The 16,515-nt window shown below is 71.7% G+C and carries 21 protein-coding genes and 3 pseudogenes; 13 read left to right on the forward strand and 11 right to left on the reverse strand.

Features of this window, described 5'->3' with window-relative positions:
* Positions 1–15: 15 nt before the first annotated feature.
* From PZC42_RS22595 to PZC42_RS16020, 3 genes are all read right to left on the reverse strand, one after another.
* Positions 16–1,125 carry an ATP-binding protein gene (locus tag PZC42_RS22595; RefSeq protein WP_277212601.1) on the reverse strand — a complete coding sequence of 370 codons (1,110 nt, stop codon included), beginning with the start codon at positions 1,123–1,125 and terminating at the stop codon, positions 16–18.
* A gap of 96 nt (positions 1,126–1,221) precedes the next feature.
* Entirely contained in the window at positions 1,222–2,337 is a 1,116-nt protein-coding gene (locus PZC42_RS16015) for a PQQ-dependent sugar dehydrogenase (protein WP_277212602.1), read from the reverse strand.
* 8 nt (positions 2,338–2,345) lie between these two features.
* Positions 2,346–2,738, reverse strand: coding sequence for a PPOX class F420-dependent oxidoreductase (locus PZC42_RS16020; protein WP_277212603.1), 393 nt, complete (start codon positions 2,736–2,738; stop codon positions 2,346–2,348).
* Positions 2,739–2,833: 95 nt separating this feature from the next.
* Here PZC42_RS16020 and PZC42_RS16025 point away from each other — a divergent pair, with 95 nt between their 5' ends.
* Together PZC42_RS16025 and PZC42_RS16030 are read left to right on the forward strand one after the other, a co-directional pair.
* Entirely contained in the window at positions 2,834–3,607 is a 774-nt protein-coding gene (locus tag PZC42_RS16025) for an acyl-CoA thioesterase domain-containing protein (RefSeq protein WP_277212604.1), read from the forward strand.
* A gap of 99 nt (positions 3,608–3,706) precedes the next feature.
* Positions 3,707–4,537 carry an aldo/keto reductase gene (locus PZC42_RS16030; RefSeq protein WP_277212605.1) on the forward strand — a complete coding sequence of 277 codons (831 nt, stop codon included), beginning with the start codon at positions 3,707–3,709 and terminating at the stop codon, positions 4,535–4,537.
* 9 nt (positions 4,538–4,546) lie between these two features.
* Here PZC42_RS16030 and PZC42_RS16035 read toward each other — a convergent pair whose 3' ends face one another.
* Positions 4,547–5,392: a PhzF family phenazine biosynthesis protein gene (locus PZC42_RS16035; RefSeq protein ID WP_277212606.1), complete on the reverse strand. Its 846-nt coding sequence runs from the start codon at positions 5,390–5,392 to the stop codon at positions 4,547–4,549.
* A gap of 129 nt (positions 5,393–5,521) precedes the next feature.
* Here PZC42_RS16035 and PZC42_RS16040 point away from each other — a divergent pair, with 129 nt between their 5' ends.
* The 5 genes from PZC42_RS16040 (at position 5,522) to PZC42_RS16060 (ending at position 8,945) form a co-directional block, all read left to right on the forward strand.
* Positions 5,522–6,001, forward strand: a complete 480-nt coding sequence (locus PZC42_RS16040) for a DUF2975 domain-containing protein (RefSeq protein WP_277212607.1) — start codon at positions 5,522–5,524, stop codon at positions 5,999–6,001.
* On the forward strand, positions 6,001–6,219 hold the full coding sequence (locus tag PZC42_RS16045) for a helix-turn-helix domain-containing protein (RefSeq protein WP_277212608.1): 219 nt from the start codon (positions 6,001–6,003) through the stop codon (positions 6,217–6,219). The genes PZC42_RS16040 and PZC42_RS16045 overlap by 1 nt, the downstream gene beginning before the upstream one ends.
* Positions 6,220–6,223: 4 nt before the next feature.
* Positions 6,224–7,387: an NAD(P)/FAD-dependent oxidoreductase gene (locus PZC42_RS16050; protein WP_277212609.1), complete on the forward strand. Its 1,164-nt coding sequence runs from the start codon at positions 6,224–6,226 to the stop codon at positions 7,385–7,387.
* 156 nt (positions 7,388–7,543) lie between these two features.
* The gene (locus PZC42_RS16055) at positions 7,544–8,422 is read left to right on the forward strand and encodes an SDR family oxidoreductase (protein ID WP_277212610.1); all 879 of its coding nucleotides are present in this window, start codon (positions 7,544–7,546) and stop codon (positions 8,420–8,422) included.
* A gap of 70 nt (positions 8,423–8,492) precedes the next feature.
* Positions 8,493–8,945 (forward strand): nitroreductase/quinone reductase family protein, encoded by a 453-nt coding sequence (locus PZC42_RS16060; protein WP_277212611.1) that lies wholly within the window; start codon positions 8,493–8,495, stop codon positions 8,943–8,945.
* Between the two features lie 46 nt (positions 8,946–8,991).
* On the opposite strand, the gene PZC42_RS16065 is transcribed toward PZC42_RS16060, so the two are convergent.
* Positions 8,992–9,519 (reverse strand): DUF6326 family protein, encoded by a 528-nt coding sequence (locus tag PZC42_RS16065; protein ID WP_308199844.1) that lies wholly within the window; start codon positions 9,517–9,519, stop codon positions 8,992–8,994.
* A 123-nt stretch (positions 9,520–9,642) separates the two neighbouring features.
* On the opposite strand from PZC42_RS16065, the gene PZC42_RS22600 reads away from it, so the two are divergent.
* The 5 genes and pseudogenes from PZC42_RS22600 (at position 9,643) to PZC42_RS22685 (ending at position 13,006) form a co-directional block, all read left to right on the forward strand.
* Positions 9,643–10,782, forward strand: a complete 1,140-nt coding sequence (locus PZC42_RS22600) for a sensor histidine kinase (protein WP_277212612.1) — start codon at positions 9,643–9,645, stop codon at positions 10,780–10,782.
* Positions 10,779–11,435 (forward strand): response regulator, encoded by a 657-nt coding sequence (locus PZC42_RS16075; protein WP_277212613.1) that lies wholly within the window; start codon positions 10,779–10,781, stop codon positions 11,433–11,435. Before PZC42_RS22600 ends, PZC42_RS16075 begins: the two co-directional genes overlap by 4 nt.
* A 206-nt stretch (positions 11,436–11,641) precedes the next feature.
* Positions 11,642–12,328, forward strand: a complete 687-nt coding sequence (locus PZC42_RS16080) for an HAD family hydrolase (protein ID WP_277212614.1) — start codon at positions 11,642–11,644, stop codon at positions 12,326–12,328.
* Between the two features lie 94 nt (positions 12,329–12,422).
* Positions 12,423–12,629, forward strand: a pseudogene (locus PZC42_RS22680) (helix-turn-helix domain-containing protein); the annotation flags it as partial.
* Between the two features lie 11 nt (positions 12,630–12,640).
* A complete protein-coding gene (locus tag PZC42_RS22685; protein WP_368860276.1) occupies positions 12,641–13,006 on the forward strand; it encodes an MmyB family transcriptional regulator in 366 nt (121 codons plus the stop codon).
* 161 nt (positions 13,007–13,167) lie between these two features.
* Here PZC42_RS22685 and PZC42_RS22690 read toward each other — a convergent pair.
* From PZC42_RS22690 to PZC42_RS16090, 3 genes and pseudogenes are all read right to left on the reverse strand, one after another.
* Positions 13,168–13,341, reverse strand: a pseudogene (locus tag PZC42_RS22690) (NAD(P)-binding protein); the annotation flags it as partial.
* Positions 13,280–14,047, reverse strand: coding sequence for a substrate-binding periplasmic protein (locus PZC42_RS16085; RefSeq protein ID WP_277212615.1), 768 nt, complete (start codon positions 14,045–14,047; stop codon positions 13,280–13,282). The gene PZC42_RS16085 and the pseudogene PZC42_RS22690, both read right to left, overlap by 62 nt.
* A gap of 125 nt (positions 14,048–14,172) precedes the next feature.
* The gene (locus PZC42_RS16090; RefSeq protein ID WP_277212616.1) at positions 14,173–14,430 is read right to left on the reverse strand and encodes a hypothetical protein; all 258 of its coding nucleotides are present in this window, start codon (positions 14,428–14,430) and stop codon (positions 14,173–14,175) included.
* An 81-nt stretch (positions 14,431–14,511) separates the two neighbouring features.
* On the opposite strand from PZC42_RS16090, the pseudogene PZC42_RS16095 reads away from it, so the two are divergent.
* Positions 14,512–15,341, forward strand: a pseudogene (locus tag PZC42_RS16095) (DDE-type integrase/transposase/recombinase).
* Positions 15,342–15,922: 581 nt separating this feature from the next.
* On the opposite strand, the gene rpmF reads toward PZC42_RS16095, so the two are convergent.
* The 3 genes from rpmF to PZC42_RS16110 are packed head-to-tail and all read right to left on the reverse strand — an operon-like array spanning position 15,923 to position 16,515.
* Positions 15,923–16,090 (reverse strand): 50S ribosomal protein L32, encoded by a 168-nt coding sequence (gene rpmF / locus PZC42_RS16100; protein ID WP_277212617.1) that lies wholly within the window; start codon positions 16,088–16,090, stop codon positions 15,923–15,925.
* A 9-nt stretch (positions 16,091–16,099) separates the two neighbouring features.
* Positions 16,100–16,222 (reverse strand): type B 50S ribosomal protein L36, encoded by a 123-nt coding sequence (ykgO, locus tag PZC42_RS16105; RefSeq protein WP_277212618.1) that lies wholly within the window; start codon positions 16,220–16,222, stop codon positions 16,100–16,102.
* Positions 16,219–16,515 carry a type B 50S ribosomal protein L31 gene (locus PZC42_RS16110; RefSeq protein ID WP_277212619.1) on the reverse strand — a complete coding sequence of 99 codons (297 nt, stop codon included), beginning with the start codon at positions 16,513–16,515 and terminating at the stop codon, positions 16,219–16,221. Before PZC42_RS16110 ends, ykgO begins: the two co-directional genes overlap by 4 nt.

A 16,515-nucleotide genomic window follows, 5' to 3' on the forward strand; every position in this document is an offset into this window, starting at 1 on the left:
CACGACGGTACGGCGTCAGGCGCGCAGTCGTTCGACGAGTCGACGCAGACCGACGACGGTAGCCCCGTGTGCCTCGTATTCGTCGACACCCGGGTGGACGACGTACCGGTACGGGGCGTCGACATCGTTCGCGGCGCGATGGAACCCTGACGACACGGTCGGTGCCGTCGATCGCTTGACCTCGACAGCCACCTCGGGTCGCCCGGCCCGCGTCAGGACCAGGTCGATCTCGTCGCCGCGTGCCGTCCGGTAGTGATAGGGCTGGTAGCGATCGCCCACGGCGTTGACCAGGCACTCCACCACGAAGCTCTCGTAGCTGAGACCTGCCACGGGGTGGCCCAGGAGCGTGTCCAGGGTGTCGATGTCGAGCAGCGCATGAAGCAGTCCGGAGTCCCGGACGTGCACCTTGGGCGATCGCGTCACCCGCTTCCCCGTGTTGGCGTGCCAGGACGGGAGTCGGCGGACGAGTCCGAGGTCGGCGAGCAGGTCCACGTATCGCGTGACGGTCGGACTGCTCACCCCGAGACCCTGCGCGAGCCGGCTCGCGTTGAACAGTCCCCCGGTGGAGTGGGCGAGCATCGTCCAGAGCCGACGCAACGTGGTGGCCGGGATCCGCGGTGCGAACATCGGCACCTCGCGTTCGAGGTAGGAGCGCACCAGGTCCTGCCGCCACCGGAACGACGCGTCGTCGTCGGCGGCGGTCAGCGAGTCGGGGAACCCTCCACGCGTCCACAGGACGTCCTCGTCGATGCCTGCAGCACCGGCCTCGTCGACGTTGATGCCACCGAGATCGATGAATGAGACGCGCCCCGCGAGGCTCTCCGACGACGACGACATCACGTCAAGGGTCGCCGACCCGAGGAGCAGGAACTGGCCGTGCCGGAACCCACCGCGACGGTTGTCGTCGATGACCCCGCGCAAGACCTCTGTCAGGCCGGGCACTCGCTGCATCTCGTCGAGCACACCGAGCCTCGGGGCAAGCCGTCGGAGGTAGGCGTCGGCGTCCGTCAGCCGCCGGAGGTCCGTCGGGCGCTCAAGGTCGAGGTAGACCGAACCTTCGCTCCAACCGTCGGCGACAGCTCGCGCGAGGGTCGTCTTGCCGACCTGCCGAGGGCCAAGGAGCACGACTGCTGCTGTAGCGCCTAGACGCTCACGGACGACGGTCTCGGCAGCGCGCGGGATCACCGTGCAAATTTAACATCTCCTGTCGAATTTGCGCACCTAAGACGTCACGTCGACGGCGAGGATCCGGTCGTCGTCGGGGCCGGGTGAACCCCGGCCGTCGGTGTTGTTCGTGACGAACCACAGGCCGCCGCCGGGCGCCGGGACCGCGTCTCGCAACCGCCCGTGCTCTCCCGCGTAGTGGTCGGTCGAGGTGGACGGGTCGCTCACCGGGACGGCGCGCAGCACCTGGCCGCGCAGGTTGGCGATGAACAGCGTCCCGTCGAGGTACGTCATCCCGCTCGGGCTCGCCCGTGACGGCTCCCACTGCTGGACCGGGTCGACGAACCCGTCCTGCTCGGCGACGCCCTCGACCTCCGGCCAGCCGTAGTTGGCGCCCGGGGTGATCTCGTTCAGCTCGTCCCAGGTGTTCTGGCCGAACTCGGTGGCGAACAGCGTGCCGTCGTCGGTCCACGCCAAGCCTTGTACGTTGCGATGTCCGTAGCTGTACACGAGCGATCCCTCGAACGGGTTGTCCTCCGGCACGTCCCCGTCGAGCGTCATGCGCAGGATCTTCCCGCCGAGCGACCCCAGGTCCTGCGCGCTGCCCGGATCCCCCGCGTCGCCGACCGCCGCGTACAGCATCCCGTCCGGCCCGACGCCGAGGCGTCCGCCGTCGTGGACGCTCGCCGACGGCAACCCGTCCAGGAGCGTCGTCGGCTCCCCGAGGCTCAGCGCACCAGGCTCGCCCGCCGGCTCGTAGCGCTGGACCCGGTTGCCGTCGGAGGCGGTCGAGTAGACGTACAGCCGGGCGTCGTCGTCCACCGTGAGCCCGAGCAGCCCACCCTCACCGGCGGCGTCGACGCCCGCGACGACGCCGATCTCCCGCGGCGTGCCGTCGTCGGCCAGCTCGAGGATGCGGGCGCTGTCCCGCTCGCTCACCAACGGGGTGCCGTCGAGGAAGGCGACCGACCACGGGGCGTCCAACCCGGTGGCGACCGCCGTGGGCGCCCCTGTCGGGAGCGCCCCCGAGACCTCTCCCGGCGCCTCGTCGGCGGACGGCGACGGCACCGAGGGCGCGCTCTCGTCGGTGGTGCACGCGGCCAGCGACACCACCGCCGCGAGCAGCGCCGTGGGCAGGGCGGTGAGCCGGGCGGACCGTCGGGCGGCGGGCATCGTGCTGCTCAGCCGACGTCGCGGGCATCGGCCGCCGAGGAGCGCGCCGCGGTGTCGGTCAGACCGAAGCTGATGATCCGTTCGGGATGGATGCGGATGACCGGCGGATGGGTGCCGTCCCCGGGGACCGCCTCGGCGTGCCCGCGGATCTCCACGCACCGAGGCCGCCACGGGCTGGTCGACGCGAGATCGTCGACCACGAGGGCGACGCGCCCGTTGTCGGCGACGTTGCGGAACTTCCGGCTCCGTTCCAGCTCGTGGCCCGTCACGTCCACCGTGCGCGTGCTCGGGTGGTAGCGGAACCCCACCGGACTGTTCTGCAGCGTGCCGTCCGGCTTCTGCGTCGCGATCCGGCCGAGGCGCTGGCTGGCGAGGTAGGCGAGCTCCACATCGGTGAACATGCCCCCATCCCACCGCTCATCGAGACCCACCGCACCTTGCCGGGCACGGCCACGGCCCGTGCTCACCACAGCGCGGGCCTGCCAGGATGGCCGCCATGAGCTACTTCCGACGCACCGACGCGACGACGTTCGACCCCACCCCCGCCGTCGGCGGCGCCTGGGACCCCGCCGAGCAGCACGTCGCCCCCACGTTCGGCCTGCTGACCCACCTCGTCGAGACCGACCGGCTCGCCCGCGGACGGGACGACCTCACCCTGACCCGGCTGGCCTTCGACGTCTGGGGACCGTACCCCCTGACAGCCATGGAGACCGCCGTGCGGGTGCTGCGACCCGGGCGCGGCGTCGAGCTCGTCGAGGCCGAGGTGTCCTGCGGCGGTCGGCGCGTCGTCACGCTGCGCGCCTGGCTCGCCGCGACCGGTGACACGGCCGCGGTCGCGGCCGGCGCACCCGCCGCGGTCCCCGGACCGCAGGACACCCCCGCCTGGGACCCGACGGCGGACTGGCCCGGCGGGTTCGTCGCCTCGATCGAGGTGAGGCGTGATCTCGAGAGCCCGGGGCGCGGGAGGGTCTGGGCGCGCACGGACGTCCCGCTGCTCGACGACGAGGAGGTCGGCGCCCTCGCCCGGACCGCAGGGCTCCTCGACGTCGCCAACGGCATGACGGTGCGCGCGGACCCGCGCCGGATCGCGTTCCCCAACGTCGACCTCGCCGCGCACCTGTTCCGGGCGCCCGCTGGCGGATGGCTCGGCCTGGACACGACCGTCACGTTCGGGCCCGACGGCGCCGGCCTGACCTCCGCCGTCCTGCACGACGTCGACGGGCCGTTCGGCCGGCTGGCGCAGTCGCTCGTGGTGCGACAGCTCTCCTGAGCCTCTCCGGGGCTTCTCCGGAGTCTCTCCGGGCGACGTGACCGGTCCGCGCGTACGGTCGGCCGAAAGGCCGCACGACCCATGCACGAGGAGGACGCGATGCCTGAGACCACCCCCTCCGACGGTCTGACGCTGCCCCGGATCGGGTTCGGCACGGCGATGCTGAAGGGGCGGCCCGGCGCAGAGGCGGTCGGGAGCGCCCTGCGCGCGGGCTACCGGCTGATCGACTCGGCGTTCAACTACGAGAACGAGGGCGCCGTGGGCGCCGCGGTGCGCGCGAGCGACGTGCCGCGCGACGAGGTGATCGTCACCTCGAAGCTGCCGGGCCGGCACCACGCCCACGACGCGGCGATCGCGGCGGTCGAGGAGAGCGTGTACCGCACGGGCCTGGACCACCTGGACCTGTACCTGATCCACTGGCCGAACCCGTCGCAGTACCGGTACGTCGAGGCGTGGGAGGCGCTGATCCATGCGCGCGAGCGCGGGCTGGTGCGCGCCATCGGCGTCTCGAACTTCCTGCCCGAGCACATCGACCGGCTGGTGGAGGCCACGGGCGTGGTCCCCGCGGTGAACCAGGTCGAGCTGCACCCCTACTTCCCGCAGGACGAGCAGCGGGCCTACGACGCCTCGCGCGGCATCGTGACCGAGGCGTGGAGCCCGATCGGACGGGCCGGCGAGATGCTGCGGGACCCCGTGCTGACGCAGGTGGCCAACGCGCACGGCGCGAGCGTGGCCGAGGTGATCCTCGCGTGGCACGCCCGCCTCGGCGTCGTCCCGCTGCCCAAGGCGACCGCGCCCGACCGGCAGCGGCAGAACCTCTCCGCGGTCGACCTGGAGCTCCTCGACGCCGACGTGGACGCCATCGCCTCCCTGGCCCGGCCCGACGGCCGGAACAACGACCAGGACCCGGCGGTCTACGAGGAGTTCTAGCGGGTCGGGTCAGGGAAGCGCCGCGGTGCCGGACAGGAGTACCTCGGCCCGGCCACCGACCCACAACCGACCGTCCTCGCTGCTGAGCTGGATGCGCCCCCGGCGCCCCATCGCGGTGCCCTGCGCGGCGACGTAGGGCGCCCGAGCGCGACCTGTGGCGATGAGCCATTCCGCGGCCGCTGCGTTCAGGCTTCCCGTCACGGGGTCTTCTCGCAGGGGCTCATCGCCCTCGGTGAAGAACGCGCGCAACTCGAACGCCGTCTCCGCGCCCGGGTCGTGGGCGCCGATCACCCCGATGTCCCATCGGCCCGGGTGCGCCGACGCGTCGGGGCGCAGGTCGAGAACGGTGCCCGCGCCGTCGAGCAGCAGGCCCACCCAGCCGGGCCCGTTGTCGAGCCACTCGGCGTCCAGCACCTGCTCGGGCCCGATCCCGAGGATCTCCACCAGCGCCTCGACCGTCTCGGGGGCGACGGGGCCGGAGCGCAGCCGTGGCGGTGCGGCGAAGGCCAGCCGGTCGCCGTCGACGCGCACGGGGACCAGTCCCGCGGCGCACTCCTGCACCACCACCCCGGGCGTGGCCGGGGTCCCGCCGGCGTCGAGCCACGCCCTCGCGGTGCCCAGGGTGGGGTGCCCGGCGAACGGCAGCTCGGTGCTCAGGCTGAAGATGCGCACGCGGTAGTCCGCACCGGGCTCCGACGGCGGCAGCACGAAAGTGCACTCCGAGAGGTTCGTCCACACAGAGAACCGCCGCAGCGCCTCGTCGTCGAGCCCCTCCGCGTCGAGCACCACCGCGACCGGGTTGCCCGTGCACGGGCCCTGGCCGAAGACGTCCACCTGACGAAACCTGCGCTCCATCCGGGAACAGTAGCCGCGCCGGCCGCTCCCCCGCGCACGCCGCACGGGTTCGGTGAGACAACCGTGGAGACATCGAAAAACGCTCACTACCTATTGACTTTCGATAGGCTGGTCGGCAAGTCTCCCCCCATGTCCAGGACATCCCGCCTCGTCGTCCCCCTCCGCGTGCTGCTCGCCGCCGTGTTCGGCACCCTGCTCGTCGCACAGGCCGCCGTGCTCCCGGCCGTCTTCCGTCAGATGGCCGAGCAGAGCCCCGACCTCCACCCGCTCCGCTGGCCCCTGCTGGGACTCGCCGTCGTCGTCCTCGCCTGCGTGCAGGTCGTGCTCGTCTGCGCATGGCGGCTGCTCACGATGGTCCGCGACGACCAGATCTTCTCCGAACGCTCCCGGCGCTGGGTCGACACCATCCTCGCCGCGGTCGCCGTCGCCTGGGTGCTGGTGCTCGTCGCGTGCGTGCTGGTCGCCGTCGCGGAGGGGCTCTCCGGGATCGCCGCCCTGCTGCTCGTCGTGCTCCTCGTGGGTGCCGCCGTCGGGCTCCTCATGGTCGTGCTGCGCGCCCTGCTCATGCAGGCGACCGCGCTGCGCACCGACCTGGACGGGGTGATCTGATGCCGATCGTCGTCCGCCTCGACGTCGAGCTCGCCCGCCGCAAGATGAGCGTCGGCGAGTTCGCCGAACGCGTCGGCCTCACGCCGGCGAACGTCGCGGTACTCAAGAACGGGCGCGCCAAGGCCGTGCGCTTCTCCACGCTCGAGGCGATGTGCCGCGTGCTCGGCTGCCAGCCCGGCGACCTGCTCGAGTGGGTCGACAACGACCCGGAGGCCTGACCCCGTGCTCGCGGGACGCCTCCCCGCCACGGACGTGCTCGTGGTCGGCGCCGGGCTGGCGGGGCTGCACACCGCCACCGCCCTCGCCCGGCGCGGCCACGACGTCGTCCTCGCCGAACGTCGCACGCGCCTCGACAGCACGGTGCGGACCACGGGCATCTTCGTGCGCCGCACCCTGGAGGACTTCGACCTGCCGCCCGAGCACCTCGGCCCCGCGATCCGCCGCATGGTGCTCTACCCACCGTCGCACCGCCGGCCGGTCGTGCTGGACAGCGCCCACGACGAGTACCGCGTGGGCGACATGGCGCCGCTCTACGTGACCCAGGCACGCGAGGCGGCCGCCGCGGGCGTGCGCATCCTGCTCGGCACCCGGTACGTCGGACGGCGCGGCGGGCATCACGTGCTGCACGGCCCGGACGGCCCGGCCGAGGTCCGTGCGCGGTTCGTCGTCGGGGCCGACGGCGCCCGGTCGGCCGTCGCGCGCGAGCTCGGCCTCGACCGCAACCGCGAGCTGCTCATCGGTGCCGAGGAGGTCTACCCCGTGCCCCGCCGCGACGTCGTGCCCGCGTTCCACTGCGTCGTCGACCCCCGCCTCGCGCCGGGCTACCTCGCGTGGGTGCTCGACGACGGGCACCAGGTCCACGTGGGCGTCGCCGGGTATGCCGACCGGTTCCCGCGCGGGATGCGGCAGGCCCTGCGGGAGTTCGCGGCCACGGCGCCCGCGCTCGACGGCGCCCCCCGGCCCGACGACGGCGCGGGGCCGGGCGCCGTCGGGCCGGGCCCGCAGGTCGAACGCCGAGGCGGGCCGATCCCCGTGGGCGGGCTGCTGCGCCGGATCGCGAGCCCGCACGGACTGCTCGTGGGCGACGCCGCCGGGGCCGTCTCCCCGCTGACGGCGGGCGGACTCGACCCGTGCCTGCGACTGTCCGAGCACGCCGTGGACGTGCTCGACGAGGCCCTGCGCACCGGACGCCGGACCGTGCTGCGCGGCTATGACGGAGCCGCGCTGCGGGCGCGCTTCCGCGGCCGGCTGACGATGCGGCGAGGACTGTCGATGGTGCGAACCCCCGCGGTCGCGGCCGCCGGGATCGCACTGGTGCGCACGGGGCCGGGGCAGGCGGCAGCGCGGCGGATCCTGTTCGGGAACGGGTCGTTCCCGGACCCGTAAATGGTGACCGCAACCCTGCGGACGCTGCGGATCATAATTCTTGGTCGCAGGAATAATGATCTGGCGCTAGCCAGAGCCACTGACCCCACGGCCGCCGTCGGGGTCGTATCGAAAAACCACCTGCCGCGACGCTTCCGCGCGGCTACCGTCCCTGGCATGGCACTCCACGACCTCCCCCTCGCCGGCCGTACCGCGCTGGTCACCGGCGTCTCCCGCCGGAAGGGCATCGGCTTCGCCGTCGCCCGCGAGCTCGCCGGTCTCGGGGCGAGCGTCTTCACGCACCACTACGCACCGCACGACGCCGAACAGCCGTGGGGTGTCGACGACCTCGATGCCGTGCACACCGGCGTTCGCGAAGCTCTCCGGGGCGAGGCCGGGGCCGGGGCCGCGAGCGCCGACCTGCGCGACCCCGCCCAGCTCGACGAGCTGTTCGACGCCGCACGGGCCCTCACCGGATCGGTCGACGTGCTGGTGTGCAACCACGCGCGCAGCGGCGGCGACGGGTCGATCCTGGACATGTCTCCGGCCGCTCTGGACGCGTTCTGGGAGACGAACACCCGGTCCACGCTGCTGCTGACCCGCCGCTTCGCCCAGCAGTTCCGCACCGACGAGCCGGGCACGACGGCGCGTCCCGGCGAACGCCTGAGCCGCACCGCGCCGTCGGACCCTGCCACGGCGCCGAAGGTGATCTGGATGACCTCCGGTCAGGAGGCCGGGCCGATGCGCGGCGAGGTCGCCTACGCGACGTCGAAGGCGGCGTTGGCCGGGGTGACCGCCACGGTGGCGGCCGAGCTGCTCGAGCTCGGCATCGTCCTGAACACCGTCAACCCCGGCCCGGTGAACACGGGCTACCTGGACCCGGGAACCACCGACCGACCGCTGACGGAGCTGGAGGAGCTGCGGGCCGCGACACCGTTCGGTCGCTGGGGCGAGCCGACCGACCCGGCCCGGCTCATCGGCTGGCTCGTGAGCCCGGCCGGGTCGTGGGTGGTGGGTCAGCGACTGACGACGGACGGTGGCTTCGGCCTGCAGTGACGGTGGCCCCGCTCCTGCCGCGTAGCCTCGTCGGAGCAGCACGTCACCGCCGACCAGGGAGAACCCATCCATGTCCTTCAGCCACCCGCAGGGCACGTACGGCGCCGGCGTGCCCGGTGGCCCGCTCATGAAGTGGGCCAACAGGCTCGCCTCGTGGCGCGCCCGCCGCGCGCGCTCGAGCACGCTGGGCATCAGGCTCCTGGTCCTGACCACCGTGGGCCGCAAGAGCGGTCAGCCTCGCTCCACCCCGCTGGCGTGGTTCCCAGACGGCGACGCCTGGTTGGTCGTGGCGTCCTCCGGCGGTGACGCGGCGAACCCCGGCTGGTACCGCAACGTCGCCGCCCACCCCGACGCGGTCACGATCGAGCTCGGCGGCGAGACGATCCCCGTCACCGCCACCGAGCTGCAGGGCGAGGACCGCACCGTCGCGTGGGAGCGGATCAAGGCCGAGGCGAAGCAGTTCGCGAGCTACGAGCGCAAGACCGACCGGCAGATCCCCGTGGTGCGACTGACGCGGCGCTGACACCGCGTCGCTGGGCGACGACGTCTGCGCCCTGTCCGTGACAGGTTCACGCTTGCCGCTGGGCGCGGACGCCTTCACGGTCCGGGCTGGTCGCCGTGTTCGCCGACCGTGCGGTGCGGGGCCAGGTCCAGGCGTACCTCATGATGAGGACGAGAACGATCAGTTCCAGCACGACGCCAAGGCCGTAGAAGTACAGCCAGGACGCGCCGGCCAGGTTGAATACCGTGACAGGGACGTAGAGCGCGGCCACGACGAGGTTCGCGATGCGGCTCACGCGGGCGGGCAGCGCCATCGACAGCACGATCATGAAGATCGGGATGGCCATGAGGGTCAGCGCCGAGGTCGAGAAGGTCTGGGAGAGGTCGAACTCGAACACCCGGCCGTCGAGGATGTCTTCGACGATGCCGGGCGTGAAGAAGCCGAGAATGTCCACGTAGGCGTACAGGAACATGAAGCTTGTCCACGCTGCGGCGAGCTTGGCACTCACCGGGACCCGCTGGTCTTCGAGTGTGGTGGTGGGCTGACGTGTGCTCATCATGGGCTCCGTTGTTGTGGTGAGGATCAGTAGGTCCACGCTCGCTGAGCCTGGCGGCGGGCGCACCGGCCCGGAGGCCGGAGCTCACCTGGCCGATGGCATGGTCGCGATCTCGTTCTTTCGGCCGGTACGCCAAGGCACGCCGGTCCCTAGGCTGGAGCCGTGGTCACCTTCCGGCGCTCCGTCTGGCATGAGCCGCGGCCTGCTGGCGCCCCACCCATCGGTCGTCTCGACTGGCTGCTGGTGGGCGCCTTCGCGGCCGCCGCCTTGGTCGAGAGCGCCGTCCGACCGGACGTGGCCTGGCGCCCCCTCGTGACGGTGCTCGCCCTGGCTCTGGTGCCTGCCCTGCTCTGGCGGCGAGGCCGCCCCCTGATGGCCGCGCTGGTCGGGTGGGGCGTCGCCGGGCTGCTCGCGGTCCTCCAGCTGGCTACGCACGCCGGAGACCTCGGCCTCTACTCCATGCTGGCCGCCCTGATCCTGCTCTACTCCCTGGTGCGGTGGGGCTCGGGACGGGAGGTGGTCCTGGGGACGGCGTTCGTGGCAGTCGTCGTCGCGCTGGGGATGTACGCCTCCTCCGCGGGCTGGGCCGACGTCCTCGGTGGGAGCGTCCTCCTGCTGCTGCTCGTCGCCCTCGCGGCGGTGTTCCGCTACCGCGCGGACCTCTGGCATCGTCAACAGCGCGAGATCCGCAACCAGGAGCGGATGGCGCTGGCGCGCGAGCTGCACGACACCGTGGCCCACCACGTCTCGGCCATCGCGGTGCAGGCGCAGGCCGGTGGGGTGGTCGCCGGCGTCCAGCCTGCGAAGGCTGCCGAGGTCCTGGCTGCGATCGAGTCCGAGGCGTCGCGAACCCTGGCGGAGATGAGATCGATGGTGCGGGTGCTGCGTGAGGAGGAAGCCGTCGCCTACTCACCGCGGCTGGGGGTCGCGGACCTGCCTGCTCTGGCGCGCGCCGACGCGACGCCCACCGTCGAGGTCTCGCTGAACGGTTCGCTCACCCGGCTGGCACGACCCGTGGACGCTGCGCTCTACCGGCTCGCGCAGGAGTCGCTGACCAACGCCGTACGGCACGCCCGGAGCGCGACCCGCGTCGGGATCGACGTACGCCGGGAGGGCGACGCCGTCAGGCTGCGTGTCAGCGACGATGGACAGACCGAGCCGGGGCCGGCCCCGGAGCCTGGGTTCGGCCTGCTGGGCATGGCCGAACGCGCCCAGCTCCTCGGCGGATCGCTCTCCGCGGGGCCGGGACCCGAGGGTGGCTGGGTGGTCGAGGCCGTGCTGCCGCTGGAGGCGCTGACATGAGCATCCGTGTTGTCGTCGCCGACGACCAGGACTTGGTCCGGACCGGGCTGGTGATGATCCTCGGCGCGCAACCCGACCTCGAGGTCGTGGGGGAGGCAGCGGACGGGCTCGCAGCGCTCGACCTGGCGACCCGGCTGCGTCCCGATGTCCTCCTCGTCGACATCCGGATGCCCGGGCTCGACGGCGTCGAGGTGACGCGGCGCCTGGCCGGGCCAGACGTGTCGGACCCGATGGCGGTCGTCGTGATCACCACCTTCGACCTCGATGAGTACGTCCTCGGCGCCCTGCGCGCCGGCGCCCGCGGCTTCCTGCTCAAGGACGCCGGGCCGGAGCTCCTCGTGCAGGCCATCCACGCGGCGGCCGACGGGGACGCGCTGATCGCCCCCAACGTCACCCGCCGGCTGCTGGCGACCTTCGCCGACCAGGCGCCGGTGGTACCGGTCCAGCCCGTCGACCCGCTCACCGAGCGCGAGGAAGAGGTGCTCGCGCTGGTGGCACGGGGCCGGACCAACGCCGAGATCGCCACCGAGCTCTTCGTCGGCCTGAGCACGGTCAAGTCCCACGTCGCGTCGTTGATGACCAAGCTCGGTGCCCGCAACCGCGTGGAGATCGCGATGTGGGCACACGACACCAGACGCGTGAGAGCCGGCTAGTCGTTGCGTGCCATGAGGTTGGTGACGAGGTCCGGGTCCTGGACGCCGGTCGACGTCGCCGGACGAGGGTCCTCTCGAGGTCCTGGAGCACCACCTGGGCCCGGCCGCTCCCGTCTGAGCGCCGAGGTGGCGGGATAACGGCTCTGCCCGCACGATCGACAGATGATCTCTGACGCACAGTCCGTGTCCCAGCACCGGCGGCCCGCATGACGGGCGCGGTGCTGCTGGACGTCGACGGGACGCTGGTCGACTCGAACTACATGCAGGTCGACGCGTGGGTCCACGCCTTCCGCGACGCCGGGGTCGAGGTCGACGCCTGGCGGGTCCACCGGACGCTCGGCATGGCCGGGCCGCAGCTCGTCCCCCGCGTCGCCGAGCACAGCGGCGTGGAGCTGGCGCCCGGGGTGGCGGAGCAGGTCAAGGAGGCGCACTCGCGGCACGCGGCGGAGTCCGCCCACCTCCTGCGGGCGTTCGACGGCGCACGGGAGCTCGTCCACGAGATCAGCGAGCGGGGCGCGCGGCCGGTGCTGGCGACGTCGGCGTCCCCCGAGATGCTCGAACGCCTGCGCGAGGTGCTCGACGTGGACGACCTGCTGCACGCCGTGACGTCGGCACAGGACGTCGACGAGTCCAAGCCGGATCCGGAGCTCGTGCAGGTGGCGCTCGAGGCCGCGGGTGTCGAGGCCTCGCAGGCCGTCTTCCTGGGGGACTCGGTGTGGGACGCCATCGCCGCCGAGCGTGCGGGCGTGCCGTGCGTCGGCGTCCTCAGCGGCGGGGTCGGTGCGCACGAGCTGACCGAGGCAGGTGCCGTCGAGGTCCGCACCGACGTCGCCGAGCTCCTCGCCGACCTGGACGGCAGCGCGCTCGCGGCAGTGTTCCGGGCTACCGGTTGACGGCCGTGGGAGGCCACCCACCGTCCTCGTCCGGGCCGCTCCGCGGGGCTCCGGGCATACTTGCGTCGTGGAGCGTCACCACGTCGGCGCTGCAGTGCGCCACCTGCGGGGAGGAACGGCTCCCGCGACCGTCGGGCTACCAGTGGGCAACCGACGGGTGCCCGGCCTGCGGCGGGAGGAGCTCGGTGAGCTCGCGGGGATGTCCGCGGACTACGTCCGCCGACTGGAACAGGGGCGGAGTCATCCCTCGGCCGGTGTGGTGAACGCCATCGCCCGGGCCTTGAAGGTCGGACGGGCGGACTACGAGCGGCTCTGCGCGTCGGCCGGGTATGCCGCCGCGGACGGGCAGGTGCCGACCGACCTCGGCCCGGGCGGGACGCGACTGCTCACGAGACGATCCTGGCGGCCAATCTGCGGGCCGCGTTGTTGCGCTACCCCGCCGATGCGTTGCTCGCCGCTCTGGTGGACGAGTTGCCGAGCCGGAGCCGGCGGTTCGACACCCTGTGGCGCGCACCGCGACCGGTAGCGGCCTACGAGAGCAGCGCCACGTTCACCCAGTCGGACGGTGACTCCCTCACGCTTCGAAGAGCGAAAGCGTCTCCGAGTTCAGCTCGGCCAGCCCTTTCTGGCCGGCGTGGAACCGCCCGGTCGTTCAGTACCGCAGCATCGTCAGCATGAAGCGTGCGAAGCGCCAGTCCGCCGTGGGCTTGACGTACAGCGGACTGTTCTTGCGCAGCATCCACCGCATCGCCTGAAGAAGGACGCCGGGCGCGGGGACCCGGGGCGGACATGCTGGGCACGACCCGCCCAGTGTTGTGGCTGGATGCCTTGGAGCCCGGAGCCCGGAGGCCGGGGCCGGGGCCGGGGCCGACGACGGTGACATCGACCCCGAGCTCCCTCAGGTAGTACGCGCAGGACAGGCCGATCGCCTCGGCCCCGAGACGACCGCTCTCATCCGATGAGGCGCGGTTCGCCCACGTCCGCCGACGAGGCCTGCAGGCCGTTCGCCTCAAGGATCTCCACCATCCTGCCCGAGCTGTGGAGTTCCTCGATCGCGGCGTCGAGCGCCTGACCGAACTCGGTGTTTCCCTTGACGTAGGGAAAGTTCGTCTGCGCGGGCTGCACGGTGGACTCGATCGCCTCGTCGGGCTCGAGGGTGGAGATCTGGTAGTCGGAGCCCTCGAAGAGGAAGACCACGGTCCCCAGGGCGTCAGCCGCGACGTCGAGACGCCCGGCATCGAGGTCCACGCGGAGCTCGACGCTGGAGGAATAGACGTTCAGGTCGTCGCCGAGCAGCGCCCGCATGTCCTCGACCCACAAGTACCCGCTGACGGTGCCGACCACCTTGCCCTCGAGCTGGTCCACGGTCGTGATCTCCTCGTCGGCGACCACACCGAGCTCATCGAGATAGAGCGGGGCGGAGAGGCCGACGATCTCCGAGCGTTCCTGGGTGCGGTAGAAGTCGCCGATGACCATATCGCGGCGCTCGTTCTCTACCGACGGAATAGCGGCGGAGTACCCGATCGACTCGAAGTCCACCTCGAGGCAGTTGGCCGCGGCAAACTCCTTGACGATGTCGACGTCGCTCCCCGCCGGCTCACCGTTCCTGCTGTAGCTGAACGGTGGGATCTCGGTCATGCCCACCGTGAGCGTGCCCTCCTTGAGGGTCGGGAACGTGTGATCGGGCTCGCAGCCCTCCGACATCGAACTCGACGTCATGGACGTGCACGCTCCGAGACCGGCCACCACTGCCAGTGTGAGGGTGGTAGCGATGATGGGACTTCTGAGGTACTTCATGATCGACTCCGATTCTGTGGGAAGGGTTGAGCGTTGAGGAAGGCACGTCACGACGTGCGAACCAGGTGCCTGGACATCCGCCGTTCGGTGAACCCGACGAGCCAGGTCGTCGGGATCGTGATGGCGAGGTAGAGCAGCCCGGCCGTGTCGAAGCGCGAGACACTCAGCACCTGGCACGCCTCGATCTCCCCGGCCGGGACCGTCTGAAGGCCCGCGCGCTTTCGCATCGCGGCGTCAAGCTTCCGGGACAGCAGCGCCAACGGAACGCTCAAGGCGACGTACAGCAGCGCGGCATAGATCCACATCGGCAGGCCGCCGGGACTGCTGCACAGATAGGTGACACCTGACCTGTGGTGCCTGCGGGCGCTGCTGGAAGGATGTGTCCCGTGCCCAGACCTCATCCCCAGGAGTTCCGCGATGATGTCGTGGCGGTCGCGCGACGCGGCGAGTCCACGGTCAAGCAGATCGCGAAGGACTTCGGGATCTCCGAGTCGTGCCTGCGCAACTGGCTGCACGCCGCTGACGTCGAAGACAGCGCCAAGCCGGGCGTGACAGTCTCGGAGTCCGCGGAGCTGCGCGAGCAGCGGCGCCGTAGTCGGCTGCTGGAGCAGGAGGTCGAGGTCCTACGCCGCGCGGCGGCGCACTTCGCCCAGGCGCACCTGCCGGGAAGATGATGTACCCGCTCGTGCGCGAGCTCGCCGACGACGGCATCGCCGTCGCGGTGACGTGCCGGGTCCTGAAGATCGCCCGCCAGCCGTACTACCGGTGACTGAAGTGCCCCGTCTACTCGAAACGGATCGTGGGCTACTCCATCAGCGACCGCATGAAGTCGCAGCTGGCCGTCGCCGCGCTGGAGAACGCTGTCGCCAGACGCGCCGTCGAGGGCCGCAAGGTGGCCGGCTGCATCGTGCACAGCGACAGAGGCAGTCAGTTTCGAAGCCGGAGATTCCTGGCAGCGCTGCATCGCCACGACCTGCGCGGATCCATGGGCCAGGTGGCCTCCGCCGGCGACAACGCCGCCATGGAGTCCTTCTTCGCACTGCTCCGGAAGAACGTCCTGGACCGGCGCCGCTGGACCACCCGCGAGGACCTGCGCATCGCGACCATCACCTGGATCGAACGGACCTACCACCGCCGCCGCCAGACCCGTCTCGGACGATTGACCCCCATCGAGTACGAAGCCATCATGACCACTCAGGCCGCACTCGTCGCCTGAGAACCGCTGTCACCTATCCGTGCAGCAGTCCCGGTCGGCTGTGACGTGACTCGCATCCAGTGAGGTTAGCGCGTCAGGCGTGAGGCTTTACACCCCAACAGCAACTTTCTTCACGCGACACGCCGAACGACGCGCCGCCGCCCGGTGCGACACCCTCGCCCCGTACCGCTCGAGGACCCGGTTACCGGCTCTTCGCCGTTCCGGTGGGGAGTGACGTCGGCGGGGTGACGGGCTAGCGACACGAGACTCCCCAGGCCGGGCGTCAGCTCGGCGTGCGCGTCTGGCACCGCCACGCGGCGCCGGCCCGAGCATGGGCGCCGGGCGGTCCAAAGCGTGAACACGACCGAATCGCGCGTGGAGCTGTCCTGTGACGTCGCGCGCTCCGCCGTCCTCGGCGACGCGCAACGCGCCCGGATCACCTAGCCCCGCCGCGGGCACGCCGCGCCACGCGTCGTACCCGCGGCTCGCAGGAGCGCCGGCTGACCGCCAAAAGCAGCGGTCGACGACCAAGCGGCTGCGTTCGTCGCGGCCGCGACGGGACGACTGACGTCGGCGGGGGTCGACCGGCGCCGACGCGGCCGTCAGCGGGGGTCGATCCGGCCTTCCCGCACCGCGCGGGCGAGCCGCGGCGGGACCGGGACGCGCTCGCCGTCGACCATGATCGGCACGAGTGCCGGCTCGACGGCCTTCCACTGCGCACGCCGGCTGCGGGTGCGCGAGCGGGACATCTTCCGCTTGGGGACTGCCATGGTTGCTCCTCAGCCTTGGCGCGCCTTCCAGCGCGGGTTCTGCTTGTTGATGACGTAGGTCTTGCCGCGGCGGCGCACGACCTTCGCGCCGGGCTTGTTCTTCAGGGACCGCAGGGAGGCACGGACCTTCATCGCGCACCCCCGCTCGCAGCAGCACCGGTACCGTAGCGGCGATTGAACTTCTCGACGCGGCCCGCGGTGTCGACGACGCGCGCGGCGCCGGTCCAGAACGGGTGGCTCGCGCTGGAGATGTCGACGTCGATCACCGGGTAGGTGTTGCCGTCGGACCACTCGATGGTGTTCTTGGGCCGCCCGGGCCCGGAGTGGTTCTCGCCGGCCAGGGTGGAGCGCGTCAGGAACGAGAACCCGGCGCTGTTGTCGCGGAACACGACCGGGCCGTAGGTCGGGTGGATGCTCTTCTTCAT

The organism is Isoptericola croceus (assembly GCF_029382255.1).
GTDB classification, from domain to species: Bacteria; Actinomycetota; Actinomycetes; order Actinomycetales; family Cellulomonadaceae; genus Isoptericola; species Isoptericola croceus.

Bases quoted from the DNA above. Each gene is read 5' to 3' on its own strand.
- PZC42_RS16055 (WP_277212610.1), top strand. From the start codon at position 7,544: ATGGCACTCCACGACCTCCCCCTCGCCGGCCGTACCGCGCTGGTCACC.
- PZC42_RS16075 (WP_277212613.1), top strand. From the start codon at position 10,779: ATGAGCATCCGTGTTGTCGTCGCCGACGACCAGGACTTGGTCCGGACC.
- PZC42_RS16030 (WP_277212605.1), top strand. From the start codon at position 3,707: ATGCCTGAGACCACCCCCTCCGACGGTCTGACGCTGCCCCGGATCGGG.
- PZC42_RS16080 (WP_277212614.1), top strand. From the start codon at position 11,642: ATGACGGGCGCGGTGCTGCTGGACGTCGACGGGACGCTGGTCGACTCG.
- PZC42_RS16060 (WP_277212611.1), top strand. From the start codon at position 8,493: ATGTCCTTCAGCCACCCGCAGGGCACGTACGGCGCCGGCGTGCCCGGT.
- ykgO (WP_277212618.1), bottom strand. From the start codon at position 16,222: ATGAAGGTCCGTGCCTCCCTGCGGTCCCTGAAGAACAAGCCCGGCGCG.
- PZC42_RS16045 (WP_277212608.1), top strand. From the start codon at position 6,001: ATGCCGATCGTCGTCCGCCTCGACGTCGAGCTCGCCCGCCGCAAGATG.
- PZC42_RS16025 (WP_277212604.1), top strand. From the start codon at position 2,834: ATGAGCTACTTCCGACGCACCGACGCGACGACGTTCGACCCCACCCCC.
- PZC42_RS16085 (WP_277212615.1), bottom strand. From the start codon at position 14,047: ATGACGTCGAGTTCGATGTCGGAGGGCTGCGAGCCCGATCACACGTTC.
- PZC42_RS16110 (WP_277212619.1), bottom strand. From the start codon at position 16,515: ATGAAGAAGAGCATCCACCCGACCTACGGCCCGGTCGTGTTCCGCGAC.
- PZC42_RS16090 (WP_277212616.1), bottom strand. From the start codon at position 14,430: ATGTGGATCTATGCCGCGCTGCTGTACGTCGCCTTGAGCGTTCCGTTG.
- PZC42_RS16020 (WP_277212603.1), bottom strand. From the start codon at position 2,738: ATGTTCACCGATGTGGAGCTCGCCTACCTCGCCAGCCAGCGCCTCGGC.
- PZC42_RS16040 (WP_277212607.1), top strand. From the start codon at position 5,522: ATGTCCAGGACATCCCGCCTCGTCGTCCCCCTCCGCGTGCTGCTCGCC.
- PZC42_RS16015 (WP_277212602.1), bottom strand. From the start codon at position 2,337: ATGCCCGCCGCCCGACGGTCCGCCCGGCTCACCGCCCTGCCCACGGCG.
- rpmF (WP_277212617.1), bottom strand. From the start codon at position 16,090: ATGGCAGTCCCCAAGCGGAAGATGTCCCGCTCGCGCACCCGCAGCCGG.
- PZC42_RS16035 (WP_277212606.1), bottom strand. From the start codon at position 5,392: ATGGAGCGCAGGTTTCGTCAGGTGGACGTCTTCGGCCAGGGCCCGTGC.